This window comes from Ciceribacter sp. L1K22, from assembly GCF_017599385.1.
Classification (GTDB): domain Bacteria; phylum Pseudomonadota; class Alphaproteobacteria; order Rhizobiales; family Rhizobiaceae; genus Allorhizobium.
Map to the genome: position 1 here is coordinate 2,750,636 of NZ_JAGFPK010000001.1, position 24,923 is coordinate 2,775,558.

25 protein-coding genes are annotated in these 24,923 nt (G+C 63.8%); 17 read left to right on the forward strand and 8 right to left on the reverse strand.

What is annotated here, in order from left to right:
• The first annotated feature begins 730 nt into the window (after positions 1-730).
• From pncA to panB, 3 genes are all read left to right on the forward strand, one after another.
• Positions 731-1,357: a bifunctional nicotinamidase/pyrazinamidase gene (gene pncA / locus J5J09_RS13735; protein ID WP_208551455.1), complete on the forward strand. Its 627-nt coding sequence runs from the start codon at positions 731-733 to the stop codon at positions 1,355-1,357.
• Between the two features lie 114 nt (positions 1,358-1,471).
• Entirely contained in the window at positions 1,472-2,344 is an 873-nt protein-coding gene (gene panC / locus J5J09_RS13740) for a pantoate--beta-alanine ligase (protein WP_208551456.1), read from the forward strand.
• Positions 2,341-3,168, forward strand: coding sequence for a 3-methyl-2-oxobutanoate hydroxymethyltransferase (panB, locus tag J5J09_RS13745; protein WP_208551457.1), 828 nt, complete (start codon positions 2,341-2,343; stop codon positions 3,166-3,168). The genes panC and panB overlap by 4 nt, the downstream gene beginning before the upstream one ends.
• A gap of 7 nt (positions 3,169-3,175) precedes the next feature.
• On the opposite strand, the gene J5J09_RS13750 is transcribed toward panB, so the two are convergent.
• Positions 3,176-3,448 carry a DUF2164 domain-containing protein gene (locus J5J09_RS13750; RefSeq protein ID WP_246745842.1) on the reverse strand — a complete coding sequence of 91 codons (273 nt, stop codon included), beginning with the start codon at positions 3,446-3,448 and terminating at the stop codon, positions 3,176-3,178.
• A 154-nt stretch (positions 3,449-3,602) separates the two neighbouring features.
• Between J5J09_RS13750 and J5J09_RS13755 the strand changes: the two genes are divergently transcribed.
• Positions 3,603-4,298 carry an AzlC family ABC transporter permease gene (locus tag J5J09_RS13755; protein WP_208553583.1) on the forward strand — a complete coding sequence of 232 codons (696 nt, stop codon included), beginning with the start codon at positions 3,603-3,605 and terminating at the stop codon, positions 4,296-4,298.
• Positions 4,295-4,609 (forward strand): AzlD family protein, encoded by a 315-nt coding sequence (locus J5J09_RS13760; RefSeq protein ID WP_208551458.1) that lies wholly within the window; start codon positions 4,295-4,297, stop codon positions 4,607-4,609. The genes J5J09_RS13755 and J5J09_RS13760 overlap by 4 nt, the downstream gene beginning before the upstream one ends.
• Here the strand turns inward: J5J09_RS13760 and J5J09_RS13765 are convergent.
• Complete coding sequence (locus tag J5J09_RS13765; protein ID WP_208551459.1) at positions 4,599-6,434, reverse strand: aminopeptidase P family protein; 1,836 nt, start codon at positions 6,432-6,434, stop codon at positions 4,599-4,601. The genes J5J09_RS13760 and J5J09_RS13765 overlap by 11 nt on opposite strands.
• A gap of 286 nt (positions 6,435-6,720) precedes the next feature.
• On the opposite strand from J5J09_RS13765, the gene J5J09_RS13770 reads away from it, so the two are divergent.
• A complete protein-coding gene (locus tag J5J09_RS13770; protein ID WP_208551460.1) occupies positions 6,721-6,894 on the forward strand; it encodes a hypothetical protein in 174 nt (57 codons plus the stop codon).
• A gap of 221 nt (positions 6,895-7,115) precedes the next feature.
• Here J5J09_RS13770 and J5J09_RS13775 read toward each other — a convergent pair whose 3' ends face one another.
• The 3 genes from J5J09_RS13775 to J5J09_RS13785 all read right to left on the reverse strand — a co-directional run bounded on the left by J5J09_RS13775 (position 7,116) and on the right by J5J09_RS13785 (position 9,031).
• Complete coding sequence (locus J5J09_RS13775; RefSeq protein ID WP_208551461.1) at positions 7,116-7,988, reverse strand: 50S ribosomal protein L11 methyltransferase; 873 nt, start codon at positions 7,986-7,988, stop codon at positions 7,116-7,118.
• A 143-nt stretch (positions 7,989-8,131) separates the two neighbouring features.
• Positions 8,132-8,731, reverse strand: coding sequence for an SCO family protein (locus J5J09_RS13780; protein ID WP_208551462.1), 600 nt, complete (start codon positions 8,729-8,731; stop codon positions 8,132-8,134).
• Positions 8,732-8,872: 141 nt separating this feature from the next.
• On the reverse strand, positions 8,873-9,031 hold the full coding sequence (locus J5J09_RS13785) for a hypothetical protein (RefSeq protein ID WP_208551463.1): 159 nt from the start codon (positions 9,029-9,031) through the stop codon (positions 8,873-8,875).
• Between the two features lie 137 nt (positions 9,032-9,168).
• Here J5J09_RS13785 and J5J09_RS13790 point away from each other — a divergent pair, with 137 nt between their 5' ends.
• The 4 genes from J5J09_RS13790 to J5J09_RS13805 all read left to right on the forward strand — a co-directional run bounded on the left by J5J09_RS13790 (position 9,169) and on the right by J5J09_RS13805 (position 13,132).
• A complete protein-coding gene (locus tag J5J09_RS13790) occupies positions 9,169-9,957 on the forward strand; it encodes a DUF2189 domain-containing protein (RefSeq protein ID WP_246745843.1) in 789 nt (262 codons plus the stop codon).
• 177 nt (positions 9,958-10,134) lie between these two features.
• Positions 10,135-12,105, forward strand: a complete 1,971-nt coding sequence (locus J5J09_RS13795) for a methyl-accepting chemotaxis protein (protein WP_208551464.1) — start codon at positions 10,135-10,137, stop codon at positions 12,103-12,105.
• Between the two features lies 1 nt (position 12,106).
• Positions 12,107-12,571, forward strand: coding sequence for a chemotaxis protein CheW (locus J5J09_RS13800; protein ID WP_208551465.1), 465 nt, complete (start codon positions 12,107-12,109; stop codon positions 12,569-12,571).
• A 198-nt stretch (positions 12,572-12,769) separates the two neighbouring features.
• Positions 12,770-13,132, forward strand: coding sequence for a hypothetical protein (locus J5J09_RS13805; RefSeq protein ID WP_208551466.1), 363 nt, complete (start codon positions 12,770-12,772; stop codon positions 13,130-13,132).
• 255 nt (positions 13,133-13,387) lie between these two features.
• On the opposite strand, the gene J5J09_RS13810 is transcribed toward J5J09_RS13805, so the two are convergent.
• Both J5J09_RS13810 and J5J09_RS13815 read right to left on the reverse strand, forming a co-directional pair.
• Positions 13,388-13,879, reverse strand: coding sequence for a CreA family protein (locus tag J5J09_RS13810; protein WP_208551467.1), 492 nt, complete (start codon positions 13,877-13,879; stop codon positions 13,388-13,390).
• 46 nt (positions 13,880-13,925) lie between these two features.
• The gene (locus tag J5J09_RS13815; RefSeq protein WP_208551468.1) at positions 13,926-14,567 is read right to left on the reverse strand and encodes a 3'-5' exonuclease; all 642 of its coding nucleotides are present in this window, start codon (positions 14,565-14,567) and stop codon (positions 13,926-13,928) included.
• Between the two features lie 50 nt (positions 14,568-14,617).
• Between J5J09_RS13815 and J5J09_RS13820 the strand changes: the two genes are divergently transcribed.
• The 4 genes from J5J09_RS13820 to J5J09_RS13835 all read left to right on the forward strand — a co-directional run bounded on the left by J5J09_RS13820 (position 14,618) and on the right by J5J09_RS13835 (position 18,884).
• Positions 14,618-15,259: a hypothetical protein gene (locus J5J09_RS13820; protein WP_208551469.1), complete on the forward strand. Its 642-nt coding sequence runs from the start codon at positions 14,618-14,620 to the stop codon at positions 15,257-15,259.
• Positions 15,260-15,412: 153 nt separating this feature from the next.
• The gene (locus J5J09_RS13825; RefSeq protein WP_208551470.1) at positions 15,413-17,542 is read left to right on the forward strand and encodes a DEAD/DEAH box helicase; all 2,130 of its coding nucleotides are present in this window, start codon (positions 15,413-15,415) and stop codon (positions 17,540-17,542) included.
• A gap of 63 nt (positions 17,543-17,605) precedes the next feature.
• Complete coding sequence (locus tag J5J09_RS13830; protein ID WP_208551471.1) at positions 17,606-18,469, forward strand: TIGR02587 family membrane protein; 864 nt, start codon at positions 17,606-17,608, stop codon at positions 18,467-18,469.
• Between the two features lie 7 nt (positions 18,470-18,476).
• The gene (locus J5J09_RS13835; RefSeq protein ID WP_208551472.1) at positions 18,477-18,884 is read left to right on the forward strand and encodes a TIGR02588 family protein; all 408 of its coding nucleotides are present in this window, start codon (positions 18,477-18,479) and stop codon (positions 18,882-18,884) included.
• 52 nt (positions 18,885-18,936) lie between these two features.
• Here the strand turns inward: J5J09_RS13835 and J5J09_RS13840 are convergent, their stop codons facing one another.
• Positions 18,937-19,563 (reverse strand): TetR/AcrR family transcriptional regulator, encoded by a 627-nt coding sequence (locus tag J5J09_RS13840; protein WP_208551473.1) that lies wholly within the window; start codon positions 19,561-19,563, stop codon positions 18,937-18,939.
• Between the two features lie 92 nt (positions 19,564-19,655).
• Between J5J09_RS13840 and J5J09_RS13845 the strand changes: the two genes are divergently transcribed.
• From J5J09_RS13845 to J5J09_RS13855, 3 genes are read left to right on the forward strand one after another with little or no spacing between them, the layout of a single operon-like run.
• On the forward strand, positions 19,656-20,741 hold the full coding sequence (locus J5J09_RS13845) for an efflux RND transporter periplasmic adaptor subunit (protein WP_208551474.1): 1,086 nt from the start codon (positions 19,656-19,658) through the stop codon (positions 20,739-20,741).
• Positions 20,738-21,823, forward strand: coding sequence for an efflux RND transporter periplasmic adaptor subunit (locus J5J09_RS13850; RefSeq protein ID WP_208551475.1), 1,086 nt, complete (start codon positions 20,738-20,740; stop codon positions 21,821-21,823). Before J5J09_RS13845 ends, J5J09_RS13850 begins: the two co-directional genes overlap by 4 nt.
• Entirely contained in the window at positions 21,820-24,882 is a 3,063-nt protein-coding gene (locus J5J09_RS13855; protein WP_208551476.1) for an efflux RND transporter permease subunit, read from the forward strand. Before J5J09_RS13850 ends, J5J09_RS13855 begins: the two co-directional genes overlap by 4 nt.
• The last annotated feature ends 41 nt before the right edge of the window (positions 24,883-24,923 follow it).

Genomic DNA, 24,923 nt, shown 5'->3' on the forward strand with positions numbered 1-24,923 from the left:
GCAGAGAGGCCGAAGTCGCGGATAAAAACCGCCGAACGGGGTACCGGAAGGTACCACTATACTAAACTAACGAGGTGCCCCCGGTACCCCGTCCGCTTCCCCTTTTGTCTGGAGTTGAGGGGAAGGAAATTACAGGTGATGCCGAACCGGAGGGGGAGAGCCTCTGCGGGGTTTTGGGGTGCGTGATTTTTGGAGAGGGTTGGCGAATGGGATTGAAGGAGATGGATGGTGTTGCGCGAAAGGAAATGGTGGGGAAAGCCCCTCATCCGCCTGCCGGCACCTTCTCCCCGCCTGCGGGGAGAAGGAGGATGGAGCGCCGACGGTGCCACGAGTCCCTTCTCCCCGCGTGCGGGGAGAAGGTGGCGGCAGCCGGATGAGGGGCAGCGAAGGTGGCCGCAGCGGCTCAACCTCCCCCCTTGCGGGGGAGGATGGAAAATCGAAGGCTTAGGCGAGCGCAAGCCGCCTAAACTTCAGATTTTCCTGGAGAGGGGCATCGTTGCGTGGGCACCATCCTCACGGAGCCCCTCTCTTGCGAAATCCGAGGTTTGGCCCTGATCGGGCCAATTCCTCGATTTCGCTTTCTCCCCCGCAAGGGGGGAGATGGGGAAGCGGCGTGCCCCTTACTCCCACCAGGGGCGACGCCAAAACCGCACACCTGCCCTGCGGCAGCCCCCCTTGATCCCCTGCCCGGCCCTTGCCATCTTCACCCGACGAAACGAAAGGCAAACCCATGACCCGTGCGCTGCTGCTGATCGACATCCAGAACGGCTTCTGCCCCGGCGGCAACCTGCCCATCGCCGAGGGCGACGCCGTGGTGCCGGTCGCCAACCGCCTGATGAAGAGCGGCCGCTACGATCTCGTCGTCGCCTCGCAGGACTGGCATCCGGCCAATCACGGCTCGTTCGCCTCGCAGCATCCCGGCAAGGCGCCGTTCGAGATCGGCGAACTCTCCGGCAAGCCGCAGATGCTATGGCCCGACCATTGCGTCCAGGGCACGCCCGACGCCGATTTCCATCCGGACCTCGATACCGCCGCGATCGACCATGTGCAGCGGAAGGGCGAGAACGTCGCCGTCGACAGCTATTCCGCCTTCCGCGACAACGACCGCGCGGCGCTCACCGGCCTCGCCGGCTACCTCGCCTCGAAGAACGTCACCGAGCTCGACCTGATGGGCCTTGCGACCGATTACTGCGTGAAATTCTCGGCGCTGGATGCCGTCGACATGCTGCCCGGCGTGCGCGTCGCCTTCATCGAGGACGGCTCCCGCGGCATCGATCCGGAGGGCGTGAAGAGCGCGATCGAAGAGATGCGCGCGGCCGGCGTCCTGATCACGACAAGCCATGACCGCCTCGCCTGAGACACCTGTCGCAGCCCATCAGGGGAATTGCCTTTTTGCGCCGCACGCGCTAGGCCGCCTTTCAAGGACCGAACGCAACAAGGGTCCGCGGAAAATGACAGGGAGGAGCCGGTCATGAGAACCATCGGTACCATCGCCGCACTGCGCGAGCGCCTGACCGCCCATCGCCGCGCCGGCCGCAGCATCGGCTTCGTGCCGACCATGGGCTACCTGCACGAGGGGCATATGAGCCTCGTCGCCCGCTCGAAGGCGGAAAACGACGTCACGGTCGTATCGATCTTCGTCAATCCGCTGCAGTTCGGCAAGAACGAGGATCTCGCCAAATACCCGCGCGACCTTGCCCGCGACAGCCTGATGCTGGAGGCCGCCGGCGTCGATTTCCTGTTCGCGCCCGATGTCGCCGCCATGTACCCCGAACCGATGCAGACGGTCGTCGACCTGCCGAAGCTCGGCGGCCAGCTGGAGGGCGAGGCCCGTCCCGGCCATTTCGCCGGCGTCGCCACGGTCGTGACGAAACTCTTCAACATCGTCCAGCCCGACGCCGCCTATTTCGGCGAGAAGGACTACCAGCAGGTGACGATCATCCGCCGCATGGTTGATGACCTTGCCCTGCCGGTCCGCGTCGTGCCGGCCCCCACCATTCGCGAGGCAGACGGCCTCGCCTGCTCCTCGCGCAACGTCTACCTGTCGCCGGAAGAGCGCGCCGCCGCCGTCATCGTGCCGAAGGCGCTGGAGGAGGCCGACCGGCTCGTCGCCGCCGGCCTGCGCGATCCGAAGGAGTTGGAAGACGCCATAAAAACCTTCATCCGCGCCGAACCGCTGGCCGACCCGGAAGTCGTCGCCGTGCGCGATCCAAAGACTCTGGAGCCGCTGGAGCGCATCGGCGCCACCGCGCTGATCCTGCTCTACGTCCGCATCGGCCAGACCAAGCTTCTCGACAACAGGGTTCTCGGCAAGGCCGAGGCAACCGGAAAGGAAGCCGCATGAGCGCGCCCCTCCGCCAGAAGCGCATGACGCCGTCGGCCATCAAGGCTCTCAAAGGGCAGCGCCCGATCGTCTCGCTCACCTCCTACACCACGCCGATGGCGCGGCTCACCGATCCGCATTGCGATTTCCTGCTGGTCGGCGATTCCCTCGGCATGGTGCTCTACGGCATGGAAAGCACCGTCTCCGTCACCATGGAAATGATGATCGCCCACGGCCAGGCCGTCATGCGCGGCGCCAAGCAAGCCTGCGTCATCGTCGACCTGCCCTTCGGCGCCTACCAGGAATCGAAGGAACAGGCCTTCCGCAACGCCGCGCGTCTGCTCAAGGAAACCGGCTGCGACGGCGTCAAGCTCGAGGGCGGCGCGGAGATGGCCGAGACAGTCGCCTTCCTCGTCAGCCGCGGCGTGCCGGTTCTCGGCCATGTCGGGCTGATGCCGCAGCAGGTCAACACCAATGGCGGCTACCGTTCGCAGGGCCACACCGAGGCCGAGGCCGACAAGATCCGCCGGGACGCGAAAGCCATTTCCGAGGCCGGCGCCTTCGCCATGGTGATCGAGGGCACGGTCGAGCCGCTCGCCCGTGAGATCACCGCCAATGTTGCGACCGCCACCATCGGCATCGGCGCTTCGCCGGCCTGCGACGGCCAGGTGCTCGTCGTCGACGACATGCTCGGCATCTTCAACGATTTCAAGCCGCGCTTCGTCAAACACTTCGCCTCGCTCGCGCCGCTGATCTCCTCCGCCGTCGAGGATTACGCCAACGAAGTCAAGGCCCGCACCTTCCCCGCCGAGGAACACACCTTCCAGCCGCGCGTAAAGAAGTGAGGCCTTGTCAGCCGATATCGACCGGCTGTTCCAGCTGGTAGATCGCGTCGTTCAGATCCTCGATCTTGCCGAGCATCACCGACTGGGCATCGTAGAGGCCGCGATTATAAAAATGCGCGCCGATCTGCTGGGTGAAGAAATCGACGAGTTCCTCGGCCTCGAACCGTCCGAGCTCCAGTTCGAATTCGGACTCGAAATGCTCCTGCACCCTGGAGATCAGCGTGGCGAGATCCTCGGTGGAATAGTCGAGCTTCATCGTCGATCGGTTCCTTTCGTTCAAGAAACATCGCCATCGGCCTGCCAAGAGTAAGTCGAGACGCCTTTGGGATCAACCACGGCGCGCGAAGGTTCGGTTTCGTCAATCGATCCATCAGCCAAATTTGATTGTCCGCCTGCCGGCAAAGCCGTAAGGGGCGGACGAAGGAGACCTTGAAATCATGCGAGCCGATCTTGTCGAGGGCCTGCGCCAGGCGCCGCCGGTGCTGATGTCCACCATTCCCTTCGCGCTGCTGTTCGGCGCCGTCGCCGTCGGCAACGGTTTGACGGTGGCCGAGGCGACGCTGATGAGCGCGACGCTGTTTGCCGGCGCCAGCCAGCTCGTCGGCATCGAGCTCTTCGGCCATAACGTGCCTGCCTGGCTGATCGTGCTCTCCGTCTTCGCGGTGAACTTCCGCCACATCCTCTATTCCGCCGCCGTCGGCCCCTTCCTCTCCCGCTTCACCCTGCCCCAGCAGGCCGCCTCCTTCTTTCTCCTGACCGACCCGCAATTCGCGCTTGCTCTTGCCCGCGACGAAAGCGGCAAGAAGGTCACCTTCGCCTGGTACATGGGATTCGGCCTGGCGCTTTACGTCGCCTGGGTCGGCACGACCGCCGTCGGCGCTTATTTCGGCCGGCTGATCGGCGACATGGAGACCTGGGGCATCGACGTGCTGCTGCCGGTCTACTTCATGGGCCTGCTGCTCGGCTTCCGCAAGCGCGACAACTTCGCCCTCGTCGCCGCGGCGAGCGCCTTGTCCTCGGTGCTCGCCCACATCTATGTCGGCTCGCCCTGGCATGTCAGCATCGGCGCCGCCGTCGGCATCGTGGTCGCCGCCGCCCTGCCCCCGAAAGCGCCGGAGGCGTCGGAATGACCGAGATCCTGTCGCCCTACATGACCGCCGTCATTCTCCTGTCGGCGCTCGCCACCTATCTCACCCGCATCGGCGGCCATCTGGTGATCAGCCGTATGAAGACGATCCCGCCGAGGCTGGAGGCGGCGTTGAACGCCGTGCCGGCCGCCGTGCTCACCACCCTCGTCGCCCCCGCCTTCTTCGCCGGCGGCTGGGACGTCAAGGTGGCGATGACGGCCGCCTTCCTCGTCGGACTGCGCTTTTCGGCGATCCCGCTGCTCGTCGCCGGCTGGGTCACCGTCATGATCATGCGCTACGGCATCACCGGCTGAACGGCGCCGTCGCCTTTTCGAGCCAGTCCCGAACCTTGGCATCGTGGATCAGCGGCAGAAGCTCCTCGCGGGTCTTCTGGTGATAGGCATCGAGCCAGCGCAGCTCTTCCCGGGTCAGAAGCTCGGTGACGACGAGATAACGGTCGATCGGCACATAGGTCAGCGTCTCGAAGCTCATCATCGGCATGTCGCCGCCCTCCACGGGTTCCAGGTCGCGGACATAGATCAGGTTCTCGATGCGGATGCCGAAGGCGCCGGGGCGGTAGTAGCCGGGCTCGTTGGAGAGGATCATGCCGGGTAGCAGTTCCTGCGTCGCCAGCCGCGAAATTCGTTGCGGCCCCTCGTGCACGGAAAGATAGGAGCCGACGCCGTGGCCGGTGCCGTGGGCATAGTCGGCGCCAGCCTTCCAGAGCGCGATGCGCGCCAGCGGATCGAGATCGCAGCCGCGCGTGCCCTTCGGAAACCGCGCCGTGCTGATCGCGATCATGCCCTTCAGCACCAGCGTGAAGAACCGCTTCTGCTCCTCCGGTACGGCCCCGACAGCCACCGTGCGGGTGATATCGGTCGTGCCGTTGACGTACTGCCCGCCGGAATCGATCAGGAACAGTTCGCCCGGCTTCAGCACCCGGTTGGTTTCGGTCGTCACCCGGTAGTGGATGATCGCGCCGTTCTCGGCGGCCCCTGAAATCGTGTCGAAGGAAATGTCCTTCAGCGGGTTCTGCATCCGCTCGCCGACCCGCCGGCGCGCCACTTCAAGCGCCTTGGTCGCGTCGATCTCGGTGACGGAGCCCGGACGCTGGTCGCTGAGCCAGGCGAGGAACTCTACCATCGCCACGCCGTCCTGCAGATGCGCGACGGCAGAACCATTGAGCTCCACAGTGTTCTTGATTGCTCTGGGGAGCTTCGCCGGATCGCTGCCCTCCACGGCCGTTCCGCCGTCGCGGCCGATCAGGTCGTAGAAGGCGTAAGGCGTCAGGTCCGGATCGACGAGGACGCGCGCGCCATCCCGGCCAAGTGCTGCCAGACGTCCCTCGATCTCCGCCGGCTCCCGCTGGGTAGCAAGCTGGGCAAGATAGGCTTCGACCTCTATCCCGGTCTTGCGCCGGTCGAGGAAGATGTCGGCGGAGCCGTCGGCAAACACGATCGCGCGGGCCAGCGGATGCGGCGTATGCGGAACGTCGTTGCCGCGTATGTTGAAGATCCAGGCGACCGACGACGGGTCGGTGATCAGCGCCGCCCGCAAAGAGCGTTCGGCAAGATCGCCGGCGATTTTCGCGATCTTCTCCTTCGCCAACGTGCCGGCAAAGGTGTCGGTCTGGATGGTAACGGCGCCGAGCGGTTCGGGCGGACGGCCCTCCCACACGGCGTCGAGCGGGTTCTCCCCGAGAAGCACGAGGCTGCCGTCCTTCTCCGCAAGCGCCTTTTCAAGCCGCCGAACCTCGGCAGCCGTGTGCAGCCACGGATCGATGCCCAGACGGAAGCCTTTGGTGGCCCTTGCGGCAATCCAGCGGTGCGGCGGCTCGCCGACGAGGTCGCCGGGCTCGAACACCGCGCCGTCCACTTGGTCGACCAGCTGCGTCGTGTAGCGGCCATCGACAAAGACGACCGCCTGCCGTGCCGTCACGAGCGCGATACCGGCCGATCCGGTGAAGCCGGTCAACCAGGCAAGCCGCTCCGACGAGGCCGGCACGTATTCGCCCTGGTATTCATCCGCGCGTGGAACCAGGAACCCGTCGATCCCGAGAGAGGCGAAGCGGGCGCGCAGGGCGTCCACCCGCTCCTTGCCGAACTGCGGGGTGGAGGTGACGTCGAAGGACTGGAACATCGGAAGACCTGACTGACTGAAAGAAACGAACGTGAGTCGTTATAGCAAGCCCGACCGGCTTGCACAGCCGCGGCGTCGGACGTCGATGCGTGCATCGCAACATCATCTGGAGGCACGCTGCCCAATTTTGTGACAGACAACGGCCAAAAATCCGGCGAAAACGATGAAGCCTTGCGCTACACGCATAACACCCGTGCCCTAGACCCCCTCACTAAAATTGTTGCAGCGCTTATATTGAGATCATCGAACGGAGCAAGAGTGCTTCCGTAACGAAAGGATTTTCAAAATGGCAACCTCCTTCTTCCGCACCGCATACGAACGCGTCGTCGCGGCACGCGAACGTCAGGTGAGCCGCTACGTCAACGGCGCCCTGTTGAACCTCGACGATGAGACGCTGGCGTCCATGGGCACCAGCCGCGAAGAACTGCGCCGCAAGGGCGCCAAGAGCTTCGTATTCTGATCACGATCCGGTCGCCGTCTCCTCCTCCCTCCAGCGACCGAATTCCAGAGTACGAATGATCCGCTTGAGCGTCTCCTCCCAAAGGCTCGCGGATCGGATTTGCATGTAGCAAATCAGCAAGGCGGCACCATCGGTGCCGCCTTTTGCATGTTCGGAGCCTGAAACGCAAAGCGCACCTGACATGCATCAAGTGCAACGCTGCGCCGCAAAATAAGCGATAACTACTGAAGATGAATGGTGACCCAGCCGTTGCGCCAGATTGTGCGCACGTGGCGGAGGCCCGCGCCGTTATAGGCAGCGAGAACCTTCCATCGCTGCTCGGCAAGAATACCCGAGAGGATGACCGAGCCGCCGAACGCGAGATTGCCGACGAGCTGTGGCGCCATCTTCATCAGCGGACGGGCGAGAATATTGGCAACGATCAGGTCGAACGGCCCGTGGTGACGGAAGGCCGGGGAGTGGAAACCGGGTGCGGTCGCAAACTCGATGCGACCGGCGACGCCGTTCTTCCGGGCGTTTTCACGTGCCACCCGCGTGGCGATCGGATCGATGTCGGTCGCCAGCACCGGAATAGCCGCGAGCTTGGCGATGGCGATGGCAAGAACGCCACTGCCCGTGCCGAGATCGAGTGCGTTGACGACTGGGCGGGAACGCATGACGCTGTCGATGACTTCGAGGCAGCCGGCGGTCGTGCCGTGATGGCCGGTGCCAAAGGCTTGCCCCGCCTCGATCTCGATTGCAAGGTCATTGGCCCGCACTTTGTCGCGGTCATGGGCGCCGTGAACAAGGAACCGGCCGGCCCTGACGGGCTTCAGGCCTTCGAGCGATTTGGCGATCCAGTCTATGTCGGGAATGACTTCCGTTTCGATGGCGAGACCGGCGAACTCTTCCGCCAGCAGGGCCGCGAGCCGCTCGCGGATGTCGGCCTCCTCATCGGCCATCAGATAGACGGATGCCTGCCAGCGGTCAGCCTTCTCGTCGACTTCGGTCGTGGCGATCGCATAGCCCTCGTCCTCGAAGACAAGCGTCATCAGGTCGAGGATGCGGTTCGCCTGCTTCTCTGATGTGGTTACAAAGAGACGGATTTCACTCACGGCCTGCCCTCGGATGCTGGATGGAAGTATCAGCAGTCCGGTACTATGCCGGCCCCCGCGACGCAACCGGGCTGGGCGGGTCCATCGCGCGAGCGAGCGGCACCCTTGACCCGACACCGCCGCGGGCAATCCGGAGAGAAGGCCTAGCCCTTCATCAGGTTCTGCAGCTTTTCGATGGCGACATCGGGATTTTCGCCATAGGCGATCGTACCCTTGAACCGGCCCTCGGCGTCGAGCAGGAAGATCGAGGCGGTGTGGTCCATGGTGTAGTCGCCGTTCGGATCCTTCTCGTCGATCGGGATCTTCTTGGCATACACACGGAAGCCCTTCACCACTTCGGCGACCTTTTCAGGCGGGCCGGCAATGCCGGTCACGCGGTCGGTGACATTGGAAATGTAACTGCCGAGCAACTCCGGAGTATCGCGCTCCGGATCGACCGTCACGAAATAAGCATGCAGCTTCGAACCATCGGGATCGACCTTCGGCAGCCAGTCGCCGAGTTCGAACAGTGTCGTCGGGCATACTTCCGGGCAATGGGTGAAGCCGAAGAACAGAAGCGTCGGCTTGCCGCGGAAAGCCTGCTCGGTGATCGTCTGGCCGTTCTGGTCGACCAGTTCGAACGGCACCCCGAACGGCGCTTCGGCCAGTTGTTCCTGTTTTTGGCTGATCGAAAAGCTCATCCAGCCGAGCGCGCCGGCCATGACCACGACGAGCGCCCAGAGAACGATGCGGACTGTTTTCATGACATACTCCCTGCCGATCCTCGCGGACCGCGACTTCAGGCTGCCTGCTTAGCGCCAAGAAGCCGACGGATCAAATCAACAGAGACGGAAAGCGGCGTACCGCGCGGTTTTGTCTCGCCATCACGGCATCAGGAAGGCTGGTCAGAGACACCAGCTGAGTCCGTTCTGGCTGAACGCCAGAAGGATATCGGCTCCAAAACGCATCCAGCCGGCGAACACGAGACCGCTCACGGCGCCCAGAGCAAGAAGCAGGGCGACAACGGTCATTGTGCGGGGCGTTTCGGCTGTGGCTGTCGTCATGGATAGAGAATACCAGTGCCGCCCTGCCCACGAAAGCGCATTTTTTGCGAGCGTCGATCAGATTTGATAAACATCAGGGACGGGGGCGCCGGTTTGCGCCAATCTTCGCTTATCGCCTTTGATCTTGGGAGGGATTGATGGGAGACGGCACATTGGAGATGGGTGTTCCGGCCAAACCGACGATCGGGACGTTGGCGCCTGCTGACATCTCCGCGGCTCTTGCCGAAGGATGGCGGGACTTTACGCGCTACCCTACCTACGGACTTTTCTTCGGCGCCATCTATGCGTTTGGCGGCATTTTTATCGTCACCATGCTGGCCATCTACCATCTGCCCTGGATGATCATACCGGTGGCGATCGGCTTTCCGCTGGTCGGGCCCTTCGTCGCCGTCGGCCTTTACGAAGTGAGCCGCCGTCACGAGCAGGGTCGCGCAGTGACCTGGCAGGGGATTCTGACCGAAGTATTCCGACAGCGCGAACGGCAGCTTTCGTGGATGGCCTTCGTGGTGCTGTTCATCTTCTGGATCTGGATCTACCAGGTCCGCCTGCTGCTTGCGCTGTTTCTCGGCTTTCGCATCCCCGCAACGCTGGAGGCGTTCGCGACCGTCGTCACGACAACGCCGGAAGGTCTTCTTTTTCTTGCCGTGGGGACGGTCGTCGGGGCCGCACTCTCGACGTTCCTGTTTGCCGTCACAGTCATTTCGATGCCGTTGCTGCTCGACCACGAGATCGACTTCGTCACGGCGATGATCACCAGCATCCGCACCGTCGCCGCCAACCCTGTGCCGATGCTTGCGTTCGGCTTCGTCGTCGCGGCGACGGCCATCCTGGCAATGCTGCCGCTGTTCCTCGGCCTGTTGGTGGCGCTGCCGGTGCTTGGCCATGCCACCTGGCATCTCTACCGCCGCGCGATCGCTTTCGCGTAAAGGCTGCATGAGCACATAGAATATTAGCGAATGTTTAACTGTAGCAGGCGAAACTTCGCCTGCGAGGCAGATTCTGTCGAATCGCGTGGATATGACATCCGCGGACTGTGCTGCGTTCCGACCTTCGCATGACACCGACGAGGCCGATTGGGGCCATGGAAAAGCATCGAGGAACGCATGCTGGGGTTCATTGCCGGTCATAACCTGTCCGTGAAACAGAGAATGATGACGCTCGGCGCTGCCGCCGTCGTCGGTATCGCATCCATGCTCGGAGCGGGCTGGTACCAAAACAGCCGCGCCGATGCGGCCCTTGAACGCGCCATAGAAAGCCAGATCGCGATGGAACGCGTCGGCGAAATGCGGCTGGCCGTTTCCAACCTTGTGCTCGCGGCCATGGACACGATCATCGATCGCGACGAGCGCGTGGTCCAGCCGGAGCGCCTCGCGATCATGGCCGAAAGCGGCGCTATGCTTTCCGACAATGTCGAAACCCTGACATCCGTTGCGGCTGACGCGGGCCAGCCGGCGCTGATCGACGGTTATGCCGAAAAGGTCGCCGCGCTGCGCAAGGCCATCGAGGTCGACCTGAAGGCACTGGTGGAGGCCGGCGCGGAGCCTGGCTCGTATGCCGCAGCCGACGACATTATCGACAGTAGCGGCGACGAGGTCGCTGAAATGCTGACCAAGATCGCCGGGCTTGGCGGCAGGCTGATCGAACAACGGGTCTCCGAGGCACAGGAGAGTTCCGCCGAAGCGCTTTACATACAGCTGGTACTGGGCTGCATCGCCTTTGTCAGCGTTCTGGCGCTGCAGTTGATCCATGGGAATGCCATCGTCAACGGCATCCAGTCTGTCCGCGCCTTCCTGCAGTCCATCATCGACGGCAATTACCAGGCCGACGTCGCGGAAAAGGCGCGAAAGGATGAGATCGGCGACATCGCACGGTCGGCGGATCTCTTCCGTCTCGCCGCGATCGAGAAGATCCAGATGGAAGCGGAGGCCGAGAAGGAGCGCGAGGAGCGCGAGCGGGAACGGCTGAGCCGCGCGGCGGCCACCGAAGAGGATGCCCGCGTCATCAAGAGCGCAGTCGACCAGCTTGGCCAGGGCATCAACATGCTGGCCGAAGGCGATCTTTCGCCAACCATTTCGAGCGCCTTCGCCGGCGAACTCGACCGGCTGCGCTCCGACTTCAACCAGCTGACCGAGCGGCTGCGCAACGTCATGCGCGACATTGCGACCAGCACCGCCTCGATCACCGCCAACAGCCACCAGATGCGCTCGGCCGCCGACGACCTCGCACGGCGCACCGAACAGCAGGCCGCGTCGCTGGAGGAAACCTCCGCCTCGCTCGACCAGATCACCGCCACCGTCCGCACAGCCGCCGAACGGGCGGAGGAAGCCAGCCGCATGGTGGACGGCGCCAAGGATTTCGCTGAACGCTCGAGCGTGGTGGTCGGCGACGCCGTTGCCGCCATGGAGCGCATCCAGACAGCCACAGGCGAGATCGGCAAGATCATCAACGTCATCGACGAGATCGCCTTCCAGACCAACCTTCTGGCGCTCAACGCCGGCGTTGAAGCCGCCCGTGCCGGGGACGCCGGCAAGGGCTTTGCCGTCGTCGCGCAGGAAGTTCGGGCGCTCGCCGGTCGCGCGGCCGATGCGGCCCGGGACATCAAGGACCTGGTTGGAAAATCCAATGACGAGGTCAAGACCGGCGTCGATCTGGTGGCCGCCGCCGGCGAGGCGCTCCATCGGATCGGCGAAGAAGTTTTGCAGATCAACGACCACGTTAAATCAATCGTAACCGCTGCTCGTGAACAATCAGCGGGACTATCTGAAATCAACGTGGCCGTCGGCCAGATGGATCAGGTGACGCAAAAGAACGCGGCGATGGTGGAAGAAACCAATGCCGCAAGCCATACGCTGGCTCAGGACGCGGAAAACCTCACGCGACTGGTCGGCCAGTTCAAGACCGGAGGCAATGCCGCTTCCGCCCCGGTCAAGCCGGCAGCAGCGACAGCCGCGGCCGTGCCGAAAGCTTCTCCTGCCCGCGACCTGATGAACAGGGTGGCAGGATCAATCAACCGCTCCGCTCCGGCAGGCCGCGCCGGAACGGCAGCCGCAACAGAAACCTGGGAAGAGTTCTGACATGACAAACGCGATCAAACAGTCCGGGGCCTACCTCGAAATCGTTTCGTTCCACCTGGGTGACCAGGAGTTCTGCATCGACATCATGGCGATCCGCGAAATCCGCGGCTGGGCGCCGGTGACGCCGATGCCGCACACCCCGCCCTACGTGCTCGGTCTCATCAACCTGCGCGGCGCGGTGATCCCTGTTATCGACATGGCCTGCCGCCTCGGCATGAAGATGACCGAGCCGTCGGAACGCGCTGCCATCATCGTCACCGACATCGCAGGCAAGCTGGTCGGCCTCTTGGTCGAACAGGTCTCCGACATGATGACCATCAAGGGTGAGGACCTGCAGCCGGCACCGGAAATCATCCCGGAAGCCCAGCGCGCCTTCTGCCGCGGCATCGTGGCGCTGGAAAAGACCATGGTCTGCTTCCTGAACCTCGACACCGTGATTGCCGACGAGCTGGCACAGGCTGCCTGATCCGGCAATTGGGCCAAAGCACGTCCGAAATGAGGCCACGCGCTCGCGCGTGGCTTTCGCATATGTGATTTCAACCTCTGAAACTGCCTAAATTAGCAAAAATAACCGGAAAATTATCGTTATTTTTCCGGAACTTCGCCGACTCCCGTCCGTTCTTTCATCGTCCAATACAGAGACGAAAACGGAAGGAGAAACATCATGAAAAACGTTATCAAGATCGCCCTCGCCGGTATGTTCGCAGCCTCGTCGCTCGGCGGTATCGCCATGGCTCAGACGGCAACGACGACCATGGCGCCGGATGCCACCACGACCGGCTCGACCGTCGCGGACGACAACTACACCATCGTTCGCCTGAGCTCGCTGAACAACGACACGGACCGTCAGCAGTACGAGCGCCTGTCGCTTGTCGCAAACGACGCATCGCAGGTCCAGGAAGCCCAGGCTGAAGTGGCGGCGAACCCGGCTCTGGCAGCACAGCTGCAGGCCGAAAATGTCCAGATGGAAAACATCATCGAAGTGGATACCGCTGCCAACGGCGGCAAGATCATCTACGTCCGCTAACCCAGCCGGACTGGCAAGCTCCACGGATTAAGCCAGATCAGCAAACGAAGACCGCCCCGATGGGAGTCGGGGCGGTCGACGAAACGAATGGCCCTCAGGCCAGGCAAGACATTGAAAACACGGACTGGGGTTTGCCCGCTTTCCGGATGTCAATGTGATCCTGCCTCATAATAAGTATGACCAAAAGCCCTCCTCCCCCACCCGATCGGCCAAAACTGGGTTCATTTCTAAGAACCGCTTGACCTTTTTTGGGTTTTAACGCTGCGGCTTTCCCTCTTCCCATCGCACCTCTTCGCCGAAAAGCGGGACAGTCGAGATCGCCATTTTGGCCGACCCCTCGACGACCTGACGGCTGTGCGCAAGGTAGATGAGTGTGTCGTTCGCCTTGTCGTAAATCCGGTTCACCACCAGCGATTTCCAGATCAGCGAACGTCCTTCGCGAAACACTTCCTCTCCATCGTCGGACAGATCGATATCACCGATCTCGATCGGGCCGGTCTGCCGGCAGGCGATCGAGTTGTTGGACGGGTCTTCGAACCAGTTGCCATTCGACAGCCGATCGATGATCGAGCGGTCGAAATAGGTAACGTGGCAGGTCACGCCCTTCACTTTTGGATCAGACACAGCCTCGACGACGATGTCGTTGCCGACCCAGTCGACCCCGACCTTGCCGACAACCTCGGCGGCGACGGGCGTGACAAGGGCGCCGAAAACGGCGGCGGATGCCAGGAAACGGCGAAAAGGCATGGGTTTCACTCCTTTGTGATCGTTCCCATAGAGTGGGATCGCCCGGTCAGGCTTGCAAGGCCGCGCGTCGCCGCGGCGTGCGGGCGACCGAGCACGCATCATAGCCGCCGCGATAGATTCGCCCGGGATTGATACCGAGCACCGACGCAAACGCGATCAGGCTGTCCGCGCCGGCTTCCGCCGCCATGGCGAGCGACGCTTCGGCGCAGATGCGCGCATCCTCGGCCGCATTATGATGCTGGAAAGAAAGACCGAGATGCGCCGCAAGCACGTTCAGCCGGTGCGATCCGAGATCCGGCCAGTGCCGCTGCGCAAGCTTGACGCTGCACAGGTAGGAAAGCTCGGGATAGTCGAGGCCGTACATGTCGAGGCTGGCACGCAGCACGGAGAAATCGAAGGAGGCATTGTGCGCGATCATCGTCGCGCCCTCGAAATCCTCCGCGAACTCCGCCATCACATCCGGAAACTCCGGCGCGAAAGCCACATGTTCGGGGCGAATGCCGTGGATCGCGATGTTGAACGAGGAGAAGCGATTGCCCGGCGGCCGTATAAGCCTTTCCTCGACGCGCACGACCTTGCCATCCTCGATGAAGGCAAGCCCGATCGAGCACGCACTGGCGCGCGCTTCGGTGGCGGTTTCGAAATCGATGGCGATGGTCTTGCCGGCGGAGTGATATGCGATCGACATGATCCCGGCATAGGCTGCATCGGGGATTCGGGCAAGGTTTTGAGGGCAACATGCCGAAGATCGCCGGCTTTTACTGCGAGATCGACAATCCGGACGGCCACGGTCTGCCGCTTGTCTTCCTGCACGGCAGCGGGCAGGACGAGACGGTCTGGGGCGATCGGGCCGAGTGCCTGGGGCCAGACTCGCCCCGCATTCGGCTGCGCGGCAACGTCGACTGGGAAGACCGTTACGCCTTCTTCCGCCGCCGCCCCGACCGCAGCCTCGACCCTGAAGACCTCGCACGCTCGGTCGCGGAACTGGCCGTCTTTCTCGAAAACCTCACCGCGCTGCTGCCGGACCGGCCTCCCGTCATGGTCGGCTACTCCAACGGCGCCATCGCCTCGGCCGCGCTGGCAATCAAAAAGCCCGAGGCGACACGGGGCGCAATCCTCATGCGCCCGCTATCGCCCGATCCGGACGCCAGCTTCACGGGGCTGGACGGCTACCCGTTTCTGCTGATCAGCGCCACCGACGACGAGCGCCGTGCCCCGGGCGACGCCCATGTTCTCGCCGCTCAGCTGCGTGCGGCCGGCGCGGAGGTCGACCACCGCGATCTCGCCTGTGGCCACGGCTGGGATGAGGAAGGCCGCGACCTCGAACTGGCAAGACAATGGCTGGATCGGCTGGAATCGATGCGAACCCGTGCCGGATAGGCAGGCGCCGGAGCTTTTTCAGTCCGCCCCCTGTACTTTTTGCCGCCGCGAGGATAGGAACGCGGCAAAACCGTGTCGCCGGCTACGTATAGACTGCCGGCCCTGCCCTTCCATCCCTCGGGAACGGAAGGAGCGTAATCGAAAGACCGTTACATGACCCAGTTTGACGGCATCGCCCCGGCGATCGCTGAAGCCTTGCGCAAGCGCGGCTATGACACCCTGACTCCCGTTCAGCAGGCGATGATCGATCCCGAACTGGAAGGCCGCGACGCGCTCGTCTCCGCCCAGACCGGATCCGGAAAGACGGTCGCCTTCGGCCTTGCGCTGGCGCCGACGTTGCTCGAAGGCGAAAACCGCTTCGGGCGGGCCGGCGCGCCGCTGGCGCTCGCCATTGCACCGACCCGCGAACTCGCCATGCAGGTGAAGCGCGAGCTCGAATGGCTCTATGCCGAAACCGGCGCTTCGATCGCCTCCTGCGTCGGCGGCATGGACGTGCGAACCGAACGGCGCGCCCTGGAACGCGGCGCCCATATCGTCGTCGGCACTCCTGGCCGCCTGCGCGACCATATTACCCGCAACGCGCTCGACCTCTCGGCGCTGCGCGCGGTCGTGCTCGACGAGGCCGACGAAATGCTCGACCTCGGTTTCCGCGAGGATCTGGAATTCATCCTGGAAGAATCACCGGATGACCGCAGGACGTTGCTGTTCTCGGCGACCGTGCCGCGCTCCATCGCCGATCTTGCCAAGAGCTACCAGCGCGATGCCCGCCGCATCGAGACCGTGTCCGAGAAGAAGCAGCACGTCGACATCGAATACCGTGCGCTGACGGTCGCCAATCCCGACCGCGAGAACGCCATCATCAACGTGCTCCGCTACTATGAGGCGCGCAACACCATCGTATTCTGCTCGACGCGTGCGGCCGTGAACCATCTGACGGCGCGGCTGCACAATCGCGGCTTCTCGGTCGTGGCGCTGTCGGGCGAACTCTCGCAGAACGAACGGACCCATGCGCTGCAGGCCATGCGCGATGGTCGGGCACGGGTCTGTATCGCCACCGACGTTGCCGCCCGCGGCATCGACCTGCCGGGACTGGAACTCGTCATCCACGCCGACCTGCCGACCAATTCCGAAACCCTCCTGCACCGCTCGGGCCGAACCGGCCGCGCCGGCAACAAGGGCATCTCGGCGCTCATTGTTCCGGTCAATGCCCGCCGCAAGGCCGAACGCCTGCTTGGCGGCGCCAATGTGCAGCCGACCTGGGCGCTGCCGCCGTCCGCCGACGAGGTGATCGCCCGCGACGACGAACGGCTTCTGGCCGATCCCTCGCTGACGGAAGCGATCACCGAGGACGAAGCGCCGATGATCGAGGCGCTCATCGCCACCCACGGCGCCGAGCAGATCGCCGCCGCCTTCATCCGCCTGCAGCGCGGCAATCGCTCGGCGCCCGAAGACCTGATCCAGGTCAATCTGGAAGCCGCCAAGAAGCGCCGCGAGCCCGACTATGCCAATCCGTCGAGCCCGGTCACCAAGCCGCGCGGCGACTTCGGCCCGAGCGTCTGGTTCACGGTCTCCGTCGGCCGCCGGCAGAATGCCGAGCCGCGCTGGCTGATCCCGATGCTCTGCCGCAACGGCAAGATCACCAAGGACGTGATCGGCGCGATCAAGATGCAGCCCGAGGAAACCTTCGTGGAAATCGCCGAGGATGGACTGGATCGCTTCCTGTCAGCGATCGGTCCCGGCGGTCAGCTCGAGCGCGGCATCACCATCGAGCAGCTCGACGGCAAGCCAGACTTCTCCGCGCCGCCGAAGGAACGTCCCCAGCGCGACGATCGGGAGTTCGCCGACCGCAAGCCGAAGCGTGAGCGCCCGGCCCGTAGCGAAGGCGACGCGCCGGCAAAGGACTGGACCGGCAAGAAGGACTTCACGCCAAAGAAGGATTTCGCTCCGAAAAAGGATTGGGCCGCGAAAAAGGACGGCGCCGGCCGCAAGGACTGGAAGGACAAGCCGGCTCGCGACAATGCCACCCGTCCGGCGCGTCGCGGCGATGACGACCTGAGGGCTGCCGATGCCGAAGTCTGGGGCGATGCGCCGGCAAAGCCGCGCCGCGACGACAGGCGCCCCGCGGAGGCGAAGAGCTTCGGCAAGCGCGGTGACGGGCCGCGCGGTCGTGGCGACGCAGCCGGCGGACGCGAAGGACGCTTCGCCAAGCCGCAGGGCGGGCCTAAAGCCGGCGCGCGGGACGGAAAGCCCAAGGGCTTCGGTCCGAAAAAACCGCGCGGCTGATATCGGCCACGGAACCAAATACCCCGTTCCGCGTTTGGAGTACGCACCGCGGACGGGGTATTCATGGGTCAGCAGACCAGCCTGAAAGATGACAGTGTCGATCGGCACGCCGCCTCGCGGTTTATCTGGGGGCTGGCGCGCGGCGGAGCAAGCGCACTCCTGTTCTCGCTTCCCATGCTGATGACGATGGAGATGTGGGCCCTCGGCGTCTATCTCTCTCGCGACAAACTGCTGCTTCTCCTGCTTCTGAACATGCCGCTGCTCGCAGTGCTTTCCCACCGGATCGGCTTCGAGCATACCGCGACGTGGCGGCAGTCGATCCGTGACGCGCTCGTTGCCTACGGTATCGGCATCGTCGCGAGCGGTGCGATCCTCGTGCTGTTCGGCGTCATCAAGAACCACATGCCGCTCGACGAGATCATCGGCAAGATCGCGGTACAGGCAGTACCCGCCAGCATTGGCGCCCTGCTCGGCCGCAGTCAGCTTGGGACGAGCGACGAGACAGAGGATGACGACGAGGACACGGATCGACGTACCTCCTATGTCAGCGAGCTTTTCCTGATGGCGATCGGCGCCCTGTTCCTGTCGCTGAACATCGCTCCGACCGAGGAGATGATCCTCGTCTCCTACAAGATGACCTACTGGCACGCGCTCGTTGCGATCCTTTTGTCTCTCGCCGTGATGCACGGCTTCGTCTACGCCGTCTCCTTCACCGGCGGACACAGCATGGAGAAGGATGCGCCCCGATGGCACGCGTTCGTGCGCTTTACCCTGCCCGGCTACGCCATCGCCCTTCTCATCAGCCTTTATTCGCTCTGGACGTTCGAACGCCTCAACGACAGCGCCATGCTGACGGTGGCGATGTCCGTGATCGTTCTCTCCATGCCCGCGGCGATCGGCGCCGCGGCAGCCCGCCTGATCCTGTGAGGTCGCCATGTCTCCTGCAAAACAGACATTTCCCGAATCCGGCAAGCCTCACTGGATCGAGTGGGTCACCGGTGTCGTCTCCGGTTTGCTGGTAGCAAGCCTGGTGATCTGGATCGCCTACGAAGCGGTGGCCGGCGAACAGAAGCCGCCCGAACTCGTCGTGCACGCGACCCAGGTCGAGCAGATCGCCGGAGGATTCAGGGTGTCGTTCGATGTCCAGAACCGGTCCGGCACGACAGCAGCCGCCGTCGTCGTGCGCGGGGAACTGTCCGACGGCGATGAAACGGTGGAAGACGCCGAAATCACCTTCGACTACGTTCCGGCCCAATCGAAAAGCAGCGGCGCCGTGATCTTCGATCGCGATCCGGCCGAGCTGTCGATGTCGCTCCGTCCCGTCGGCTACACCGAGCCATAAGGGCATCGTTGGCAGCCGGGGGTTCGCTTGATCGCTGCCTGCTCACCGTTCCTCAATCCCGAGCGGCGGAGATGCCCTTCAGTACCAAATCGAGATGGGCTTCCATGTAGGCCGGCAGGTCGACCGTTCGCCGGCTGTCGAAGATCAACAGGTCGATCATCAGGGTCAGGATCGGCGCGACGATGATGTCGGCGTTGACGGTCGGCGAGGAGCGAAATTCTCCGGCCGCGATGCCCTCGTCCAAAATCTGCTGCGTACGGCCGATCAGCGGCTCGATGAGTTCGGCGTGGTGGGCATCGATGACTTCGGGAAAACGCGTGCCCTCCGCCACGACGAAACGCAGCAGTTCCTTCGCACGCCGGTCCTGTGTCACCTTCTCATAGGCGATCTGGAAAAACGATCGGAGCTGGTCGGCGAACGAGCCGCTGAGGCCGTCCGTTTCCCGCAAGAGATCCTCGATCGGCACAGAGACATGCCGGATCATCGCCGAGAACAGGTCCTCCTTTGTCGGGAAGTAGACATAGATCGTGCCCTTGGTGACCCCGATCCGATCCGCGATGTCCTCCACTCGTGTAGCGGAAAAACCGTTCGCGACGAACTCTTCGAACGCCGCGTCGAGGATCTGGATGGGCCGTAGCGCCTTCTGCTCTGCGCGCGTGAGCTTTCTGGCCTTGATCATCGATATACCTTTCATCGCCTCCGCGACGGAAATTCATTGACTAACGAGTCATTCAACGATACAGATTTGCCACCTATATTCAAGAGGCGATCATGCAACGGCTCCGTACAATACTTCTGGTGGCGTGCTCATGCGCCTCCCTGGCCGCCTGCGCTCCGGCGGAAGAGGCAGGCGACAAGGCTCCCCGGCACGTGGAAACGGTGACAGTCAGGGCAACGCCCTGGTCGGAGAAGGTGTCCAGCACAGGTGAAATCAATGCGCGCGTGCAGTCCGAACTGTCGTTCCGCATCAGCGGCCGCATCATTGAGCGGCTGGCCGATGTCGGCGACCGTGTCGCGGCCGGCGAGGTGCTGGCCCGCATCGACTCGGAGGAACAGCAGGCCGACCTGCAGGTGGCGCTCGCCACGCTGCAATCGGCCGAGGCGCAGCAGACGCAGGCACAGCAGGCTTTCGACCGACAGCAGAGCCTGTTCACGACGGGTGTTTCGACCCGCGCCGCGCTGGACGAGGCCCGCGAGGCGCTGCTGAGGGCCGATGCGACAGTCGATTCGGCCAAGGCCCAGGTCGACACGGCCCGCGATACCCTGGCGCAGACAGAACTGAAGGCCGACGCCAACGGCATCATCACCGCCAGAAACGCAGAGGTGGGACAGGTGGCGCAGGCGGCCCAGCTGATCTTCACCCTCGCCCAGGACGGACCGCGTGACGCCGTCTTCAACGCCGACGAGTCGCTGTTTCTCGGTCTCGGCCTTGGCCGCACGATCGAAGACGAGGTCGAGGTTCGGCCGCTGAGCGGCGGCGCGCCGATGAAGGCGATGGTTCGCGAAATTTCCCCGACCATCGACACCAGCACCGGCACGATCCGAGTCAAGCTGGCGATCGAAGGGGATCCTCAGGTGAGCCTCGGCAGCCCTGTCGTCGCAACGGCGCGCTACACGCCTGTCGACACGATCGAACTGCCCTGGTCGGCGATCGCTTCGGACGCGGGGCGGCCCGCCGTGTGGATCGTCGATCCGCAGACCAGCAAGGTATCTCTGCGTCCGGTCGAGATCCTGGTCTATGGCAGCGAGAGTTTTTCGGTCCGCTCCGGCCTCAAGCCCGGCGAAATCGTCGTCACGGCGGGGACCAAATTCATCAGCGACGGGGATGTCGTTGCCTACGAGGGGGCCGCCCAATGAACAAAATGTGTAAACTCGTCCTGGTCCTCCTGGCAGGGACGGCTCTATCGGCCTGCCAGGAAGAGGAGCAGAAGACGGCGACGGAACCCCGGCCAGTGCTCTCGGTCGTGGCGATCGCCGAGCCCGCGGTCAAGCTTGCCCTGCCCGGCATCGTCGAGGCACGGATCGAGACCGAATTCGGCTTCCGGATTCTCGGGCGCGTCGTCGCCCGCAATGTCCAGACCGGCGATCTCGTGAAGAAGGGCGACGTTCTCGCCGCCATAGATCCGCTGGCGCTTGAACTTGCCGTGAAGAGCGCGCAGTCCGACCTCGCCAACAGCGAGGCGCAGCTCGCCAACGCCATCACAACCGAGGAGCGCCAGAAAACCCTGTTCGAACGCCAGTCCGGCGCCAAGGCCGCCTATGAGACGGCGCAGCTGGAGCGCAAGACGGCGGAAGCCGCCGTCGCCAAGGCGAAAGCCAATCTGGCCAAGGCGAACGAGCAGCTCGGCTACGCGCAGCTGGTCGCCGAATTCGACGGAGTCGTCACAAGTACCTCGGCCGAAATCGGTCAGGTCGTCTCTCCAGGACAGACGATCGCCACAGTCGCACGACCGGAGGAGCGCGATGCAGTGATCGACGCACCGGAGACCGCCGGAAAGCTTTTGCAGCCGGGATCGGTTTTCGACGTGTCCCTGCAGCTCGATCCGTCGGTCCGGGCGCGCGGCATCGTCCGCGAAATCACCCCCGAAGCCGATGCCGCCACCCGGACGTTCCGCACGCGACTGACGCTGGTCGAACCGCCGGAGGTCATGCGGCTTGGCTCGGTGGTGACGGCGACCGCGGCCAACGGCGGTGAACCGGCGATCCGCCTGCCGGCATCGGCCGTCAGAACGGTCGGCGCCCAGCAGTTTGTCTGGGTGATCGACGTCTCCGCCGGCAAGGTTGCATCACGTTCCGTCACTATCGACGGCGATCCGTCGGCCGGAGGAACCGTTAACGTTCTGTCCGGAGTCGAGCCCGGTGACAGGATCGTCACCGCCGGCGTCAACACACTCGAAGAAGGCCAGTCCATCCGCGTCGATCAGGAGATGACAAAGTGAAATCCTTCAACCTCTCCGACTGGGCGCTCGAGCACCGTTCGCTCGTCTGGTACTTCATGCTCATCTTCATCGTCGCCGGCACGCTGTCCTACATCAATCTCGGCCGAGAAGAGGACCCGGCGTTCACGATCAAGACGATGATCATCAACGCCCAGTGGCCCGGCGCCTCGGCCGAAGAGGTCACGCTCCAGGTGACCGACCGGATCGAGAAGAAGCTCGAGGAGCTCGATGCGCTCGACTACACGAGAAGCATCACCAGGGCCGGCCAGACGACGATCTTCGTCGAATTGCTCGACACCACCAGGGCGGACGAGGTGCGGGACAACTGGGTCCGTGTCCGCAACATGGTCAACGATATCAGGGGCGATTTCCCGAGCGGTGTCGTAGGGCCTGCCTTCAACGACAGCTTCGGCGACGTCTACGGCAACATCTACGCCTTCACCGCTGATGGCCTGACACAGCGCCAGTTGCGCGACCTCGTCGAGGACGCCCGCGCCAAGCTGCTGACCGTGCCGAATGTCGGCAAGATCGATGTGATCGGTGCGCAGGACGAGGCGATCTATCTGGAATTCTCGACCCGCAAGATCGCGGCACTCGGCATCGACCAGCAGTCCGTCATCGCCACGCTGCAGGCGCAGAACGCCGTGACACAATCGGGCGTCGTCGAAGCGGGTGCAGAACGGATCGCCCTGCGCGTCAGCGGCCAGTTCACCTCCGAAGACAGCCTCAAGGCCATCAATCTGAGGATCAACGACCGCTTCTTCCCGCTGACCGACATCGCCACGATCAAGCGTGGCTATGTCGATCCGCCGTCTTCGCTGTTCCGCTTCAAGGGCGAGCCGGCGATCGGCCTTGCCATCGGCATGAAGACCGGCGCCAACCTGTTGACCTTCGGCGAGCAGCTCGACGCCCAGCTCGACCGCGTCGTCGCCGACCTGCCGATCGGCGTCCACGTCGAGCGGGTCTCGGATCAGCCGAAGGTGGTCGAGGAAGCCGTCTCGGGCTTCACCAGGGCCCTGTTCGAGGCGATCGTCATCGTTCTCGCGATCAGCTTCATCAGCCTTGGCATGCGCGCCGGCATGGTCGTTGCGATCTCCATCCCGCTGGTGCTGGCGATCACCTTCGTCTTCATGGAGTACACCGGCATCTCGCTGCAGCGCATCTCGCTCGGTGCGCTGATCATCGCGCTCGGCCTGCTTGTAGACGACGCCATGATCGCGGTCGAAATGATGGTGTCGCGGCTTGAGCACGGCGATACGCTGCGCAAGGCGGCGACCCACGTCTATACCTCAACCGCCTTCCCGATGCTGACCGGTACGCTTGTCACCGTCGCCGGCTTCATCCCGATCGGCCTCAACAGCAGCGCGGCGGGCGAGTTCACCTTCACGCTGTTCGTCGTGATCGCCGTCTCGCTGATCGTCTCCTGGGTGGTGGCGGTGCTGTTCACCCCACTGCTCGGCGTCACGATCCTGCCGAAGACGATGAAATCCCACCACGAGAAGAAGGGCCGCTTCGCGAGTGCCTTCGCATCGCTGCTCGCGCTCGCCATGCGTTGGCGCTGGGTAACCATCATCGCCACCGTCGTCGTCTTCGCGGTGTCGGTCGGTGGTCTGGGTCTCGTGCAGCAGCAGTTCTTCCCTGCCTCCGACCGCGTCGAACTGATCGTCGACTGGGACCTTCCGCACAACAGCACGATCGCCGAAACGAACCGGCAGATCGCCCAGTTCGAGCGGGAGAAGCTCGTCGGCAATCCCGACATCGACCATTGGTCGACCTATGTCGGCGAAGGGGCGCCGCGCTTCATCCTCTCCTATGACGTCGCGACACCCGCCCCCTCGACAGGCCAGGTGGTCATCGTCACAAAGGACCTCGAAGTACGCGACCGCCTGAGGGCCGACCTGCAGGACTATCTCGTCAAGACCTTCCCCGGCACCGACGCCTTCGTGAAGCTGCTCGACATCGGCCCGCCGGTCGGCAAGCCGGTACAATACCGGATCGGTGGTCCGGACGTGCAGAAGGTGCGCGAACTGGCCGGCAGGCTCGGCTCGATCGTCAACGGCCATCCACTGCTCTCCAACATGACCTTCGACTGGAACGAACCCTCGCGGGTCGTGAAGGTCGACGTGCTGCAGGACAAGGCTCGCCAGCTTGGCATCTCCTCGCAGGACATCGCCACCGGCCTCAACAGCATCGTCGAGGGATCGGCCGCGACGCAGGTCCGTGACGACATCTACCTGATCGACGTCATTGGCCGGGCGCAGGATTCCGAACGCGGCTCGATCGAGACGCTGAAGAACCTGCAATTGCCGAGCACCAGCGGCAAGTCGGTGCCGCTCTCGGCAATCGCCAAGTTCCGCTACGAGCTCGAACAGCCGGTGATCGCGCGCCGCGACCGTATCCCGACGATCACCGTCAAAGCGGCCGTAATCGGCCCGACCCAGCCGGCGACCATCGTCGAGCAGCTGAAACCGGCAATCGACGAGTTCGCCCGGTCGCTGCCGGCGGGCTATCAGGTGGAGGTCGGCGGTTCGGTGGAGTCGAGCGCGGAATCGCAGGGGCCGATCGTTGCCGTTGCACCTCTGATGCTGTTTGCCATGGCGACGATCCTGATGATCCAGTTGCAGAGCTTCAGCCGCCTGTTCCTGGTCTTCGCGGTCGCCCCGCTCGCCCTGATCGGCGTCGTCGCGGCATTGCTGCTCAGCAACGCGCCGATGGGCTTCGTCGCCATCCTTGGCGTGCTGGCGCTGGTCGGCATCCTGATCCGCAACTCCGTCATCCTCGTCGTCCAGATCGAGCAGTTGCGGAGCGAAGGTATCTCGCCATGGAAAGCCGTTGTGGAAGCGACCGAGCACCGCATGCGGCCGATCATGCTCACGGCAGCGGCCGCGACGCTCGCGCTCATCCCCATCTCGCGCGAAGTGTTCTGGGGACCGATGGCCTACGCCATGATGGGCGGCATCGTCGTTGGCACCGTCCTGACCCTGCTCTTCCTGCCGGCCCTCTACGTCGCCTGGTTCCGGATACCGCGCGAGGAGGACGCCGCACCGCCGGCGGTATGATGAAACTACTGAGGGCGCCGCGAGGCGCCCTCTTCACGTCC

Bases quoted from the DNA above. Each gene is read 5' to 3' on its own strand.
- pncA (WP_208551455.1), top strand. From the start codon at position 731: ATGACCCGTGCGCTGCTGCTGATCGACATCCAGAACGGCTTCTGCCCC.
- panC (WP_208551456.1), top strand. From the start codon at position 1,472: ATGAGAACCATCGGTACCATCGCCGCACTGCGCGAGCGCCTGACCGCC.
- panB (WP_208551457.1), top strand. From the start codon at position 2,341: ATGAGCGCGCCCCTCCGCCAGAAGCGCATGACGCCGTCGGCCATCAAG.
- J5J09_RS13760 (WP_208551458.1), top strand. From the start codon at position 4,295: ATGACCGAGATCCTGTCGCCCTACATGACCGCCGTCATTCTCCTGTCG.
- J5J09_RS13765 (WP_208551459.1), bottom strand. From the start codon at position 6,434: ATGTTCCAGTCCTTCGACGTCACCTCCACCCCGCAGTTCGGCAAGGAG.
- J5J09_RS13770 (WP_208551460.1), top strand. From the start codon at position 6,721: ATGGCAACCTCCTTCTTCCGCACCGCATACGAACGCGTCGTCGCGGCA.
- J5J09_RS13780 (WP_208551462.1), bottom strand. From the start codon at position 8,731: ATGAAAACAGTCCGCATCGTTCTCTGGGCGCTCGTCGTGGTCATGGCC.
- J5J09_RS13785 (WP_208551463.1), bottom strand. From the start codon at position 9,031: ATGACGACAGCCACAGCCGAAACGCCCCGCACAATGACCGTTGTCGCC.
- J5J09_RS13790 (WP_246745843.1), top strand. From the start codon at position 9,169: ATGGGAGACGGCACATTGGAGATGGGTGTTCCGGCCAAACCGACGATC.
- J5J09_RS13795 (WP_208551464.1), top strand. From the start codon at position 10,135: ATGCTGGGGTTCATTGCCGGTCATAACCTGTCCGTGAAACAGAGAATG.
- J5J09_RS13800 (WP_208551465.1), top strand. From the start codon at position 12,107: ATGACAAACGCGATCAAACAGTCCGGGGCCTACCTCGAAATCGTTTCG.
- J5J09_RS13805 (WP_208551466.1), top strand. From the start codon at position 12,770: ATGAAAAACGTTATCAAGATCGCCCTCGCCGGTATGTTCGCAGCCTCG.
- J5J09_RS13810 (WP_208551467.1), bottom strand. From the start codon at position 13,879: ATGCCTTTTCGCCGTTTCCTGGCATCCGCCGCCGTTTTCGGCGCCCTT.
- J5J09_RS13815 (WP_208551468.1), bottom strand. From the start codon at position 14,567: ATGTCGATCGCATATCACTCCGCCGGCAAGACCATCGCCATCGATTTC.
- J5J09_RS13820 (WP_208551469.1), top strand. From the start codon at position 14,618: ATGCCGAAGATCGCCGGCTTTTACTGCGAGATCGACAATCCGGACGGC.
- J5J09_RS13825 (WP_208551470.1), top strand. From the start codon at position 15,413: ATGACCCAGTTTGACGGCATCGCCCCGGCGATCGCTGAAGCCTTGCGC.
- J5J09_RS13830 (WP_208551471.1), top strand. From the start codon at position 17,606: ATGGGTCAGCAGACCAGCCTGAAAGATGACAGTGTCGATCGGCACGCC.
- J5J09_RS13835 (WP_208551472.1), top strand. From the start codon at position 18,477: ATGTCTCCTGCAAAACAGACATTTCCCGAATCCGGCAAGCCTCACTGG.
- J5J09_RS13840 (WP_208551473.1), bottom strand. From the start codon at position 19,563: ATGATCAAGGCCAGAAAGCTCACGCGCGCAGAGCAGAAGGCGCTACGG.
- J5J09_RS13845 (WP_208551474.1), top strand. From the start codon at position 19,656: ATGCAACGGCTCCGTACAATACTTCTGGTGGCGTGCTCATGCGCCTCC.
- J5J09_RS13850 (WP_208551475.1), top strand. From the start codon at position 20,738: ATGAACAAAATGTGTAAACTCGTCCTGGTCCTCCTGGCAGGGACGGCT.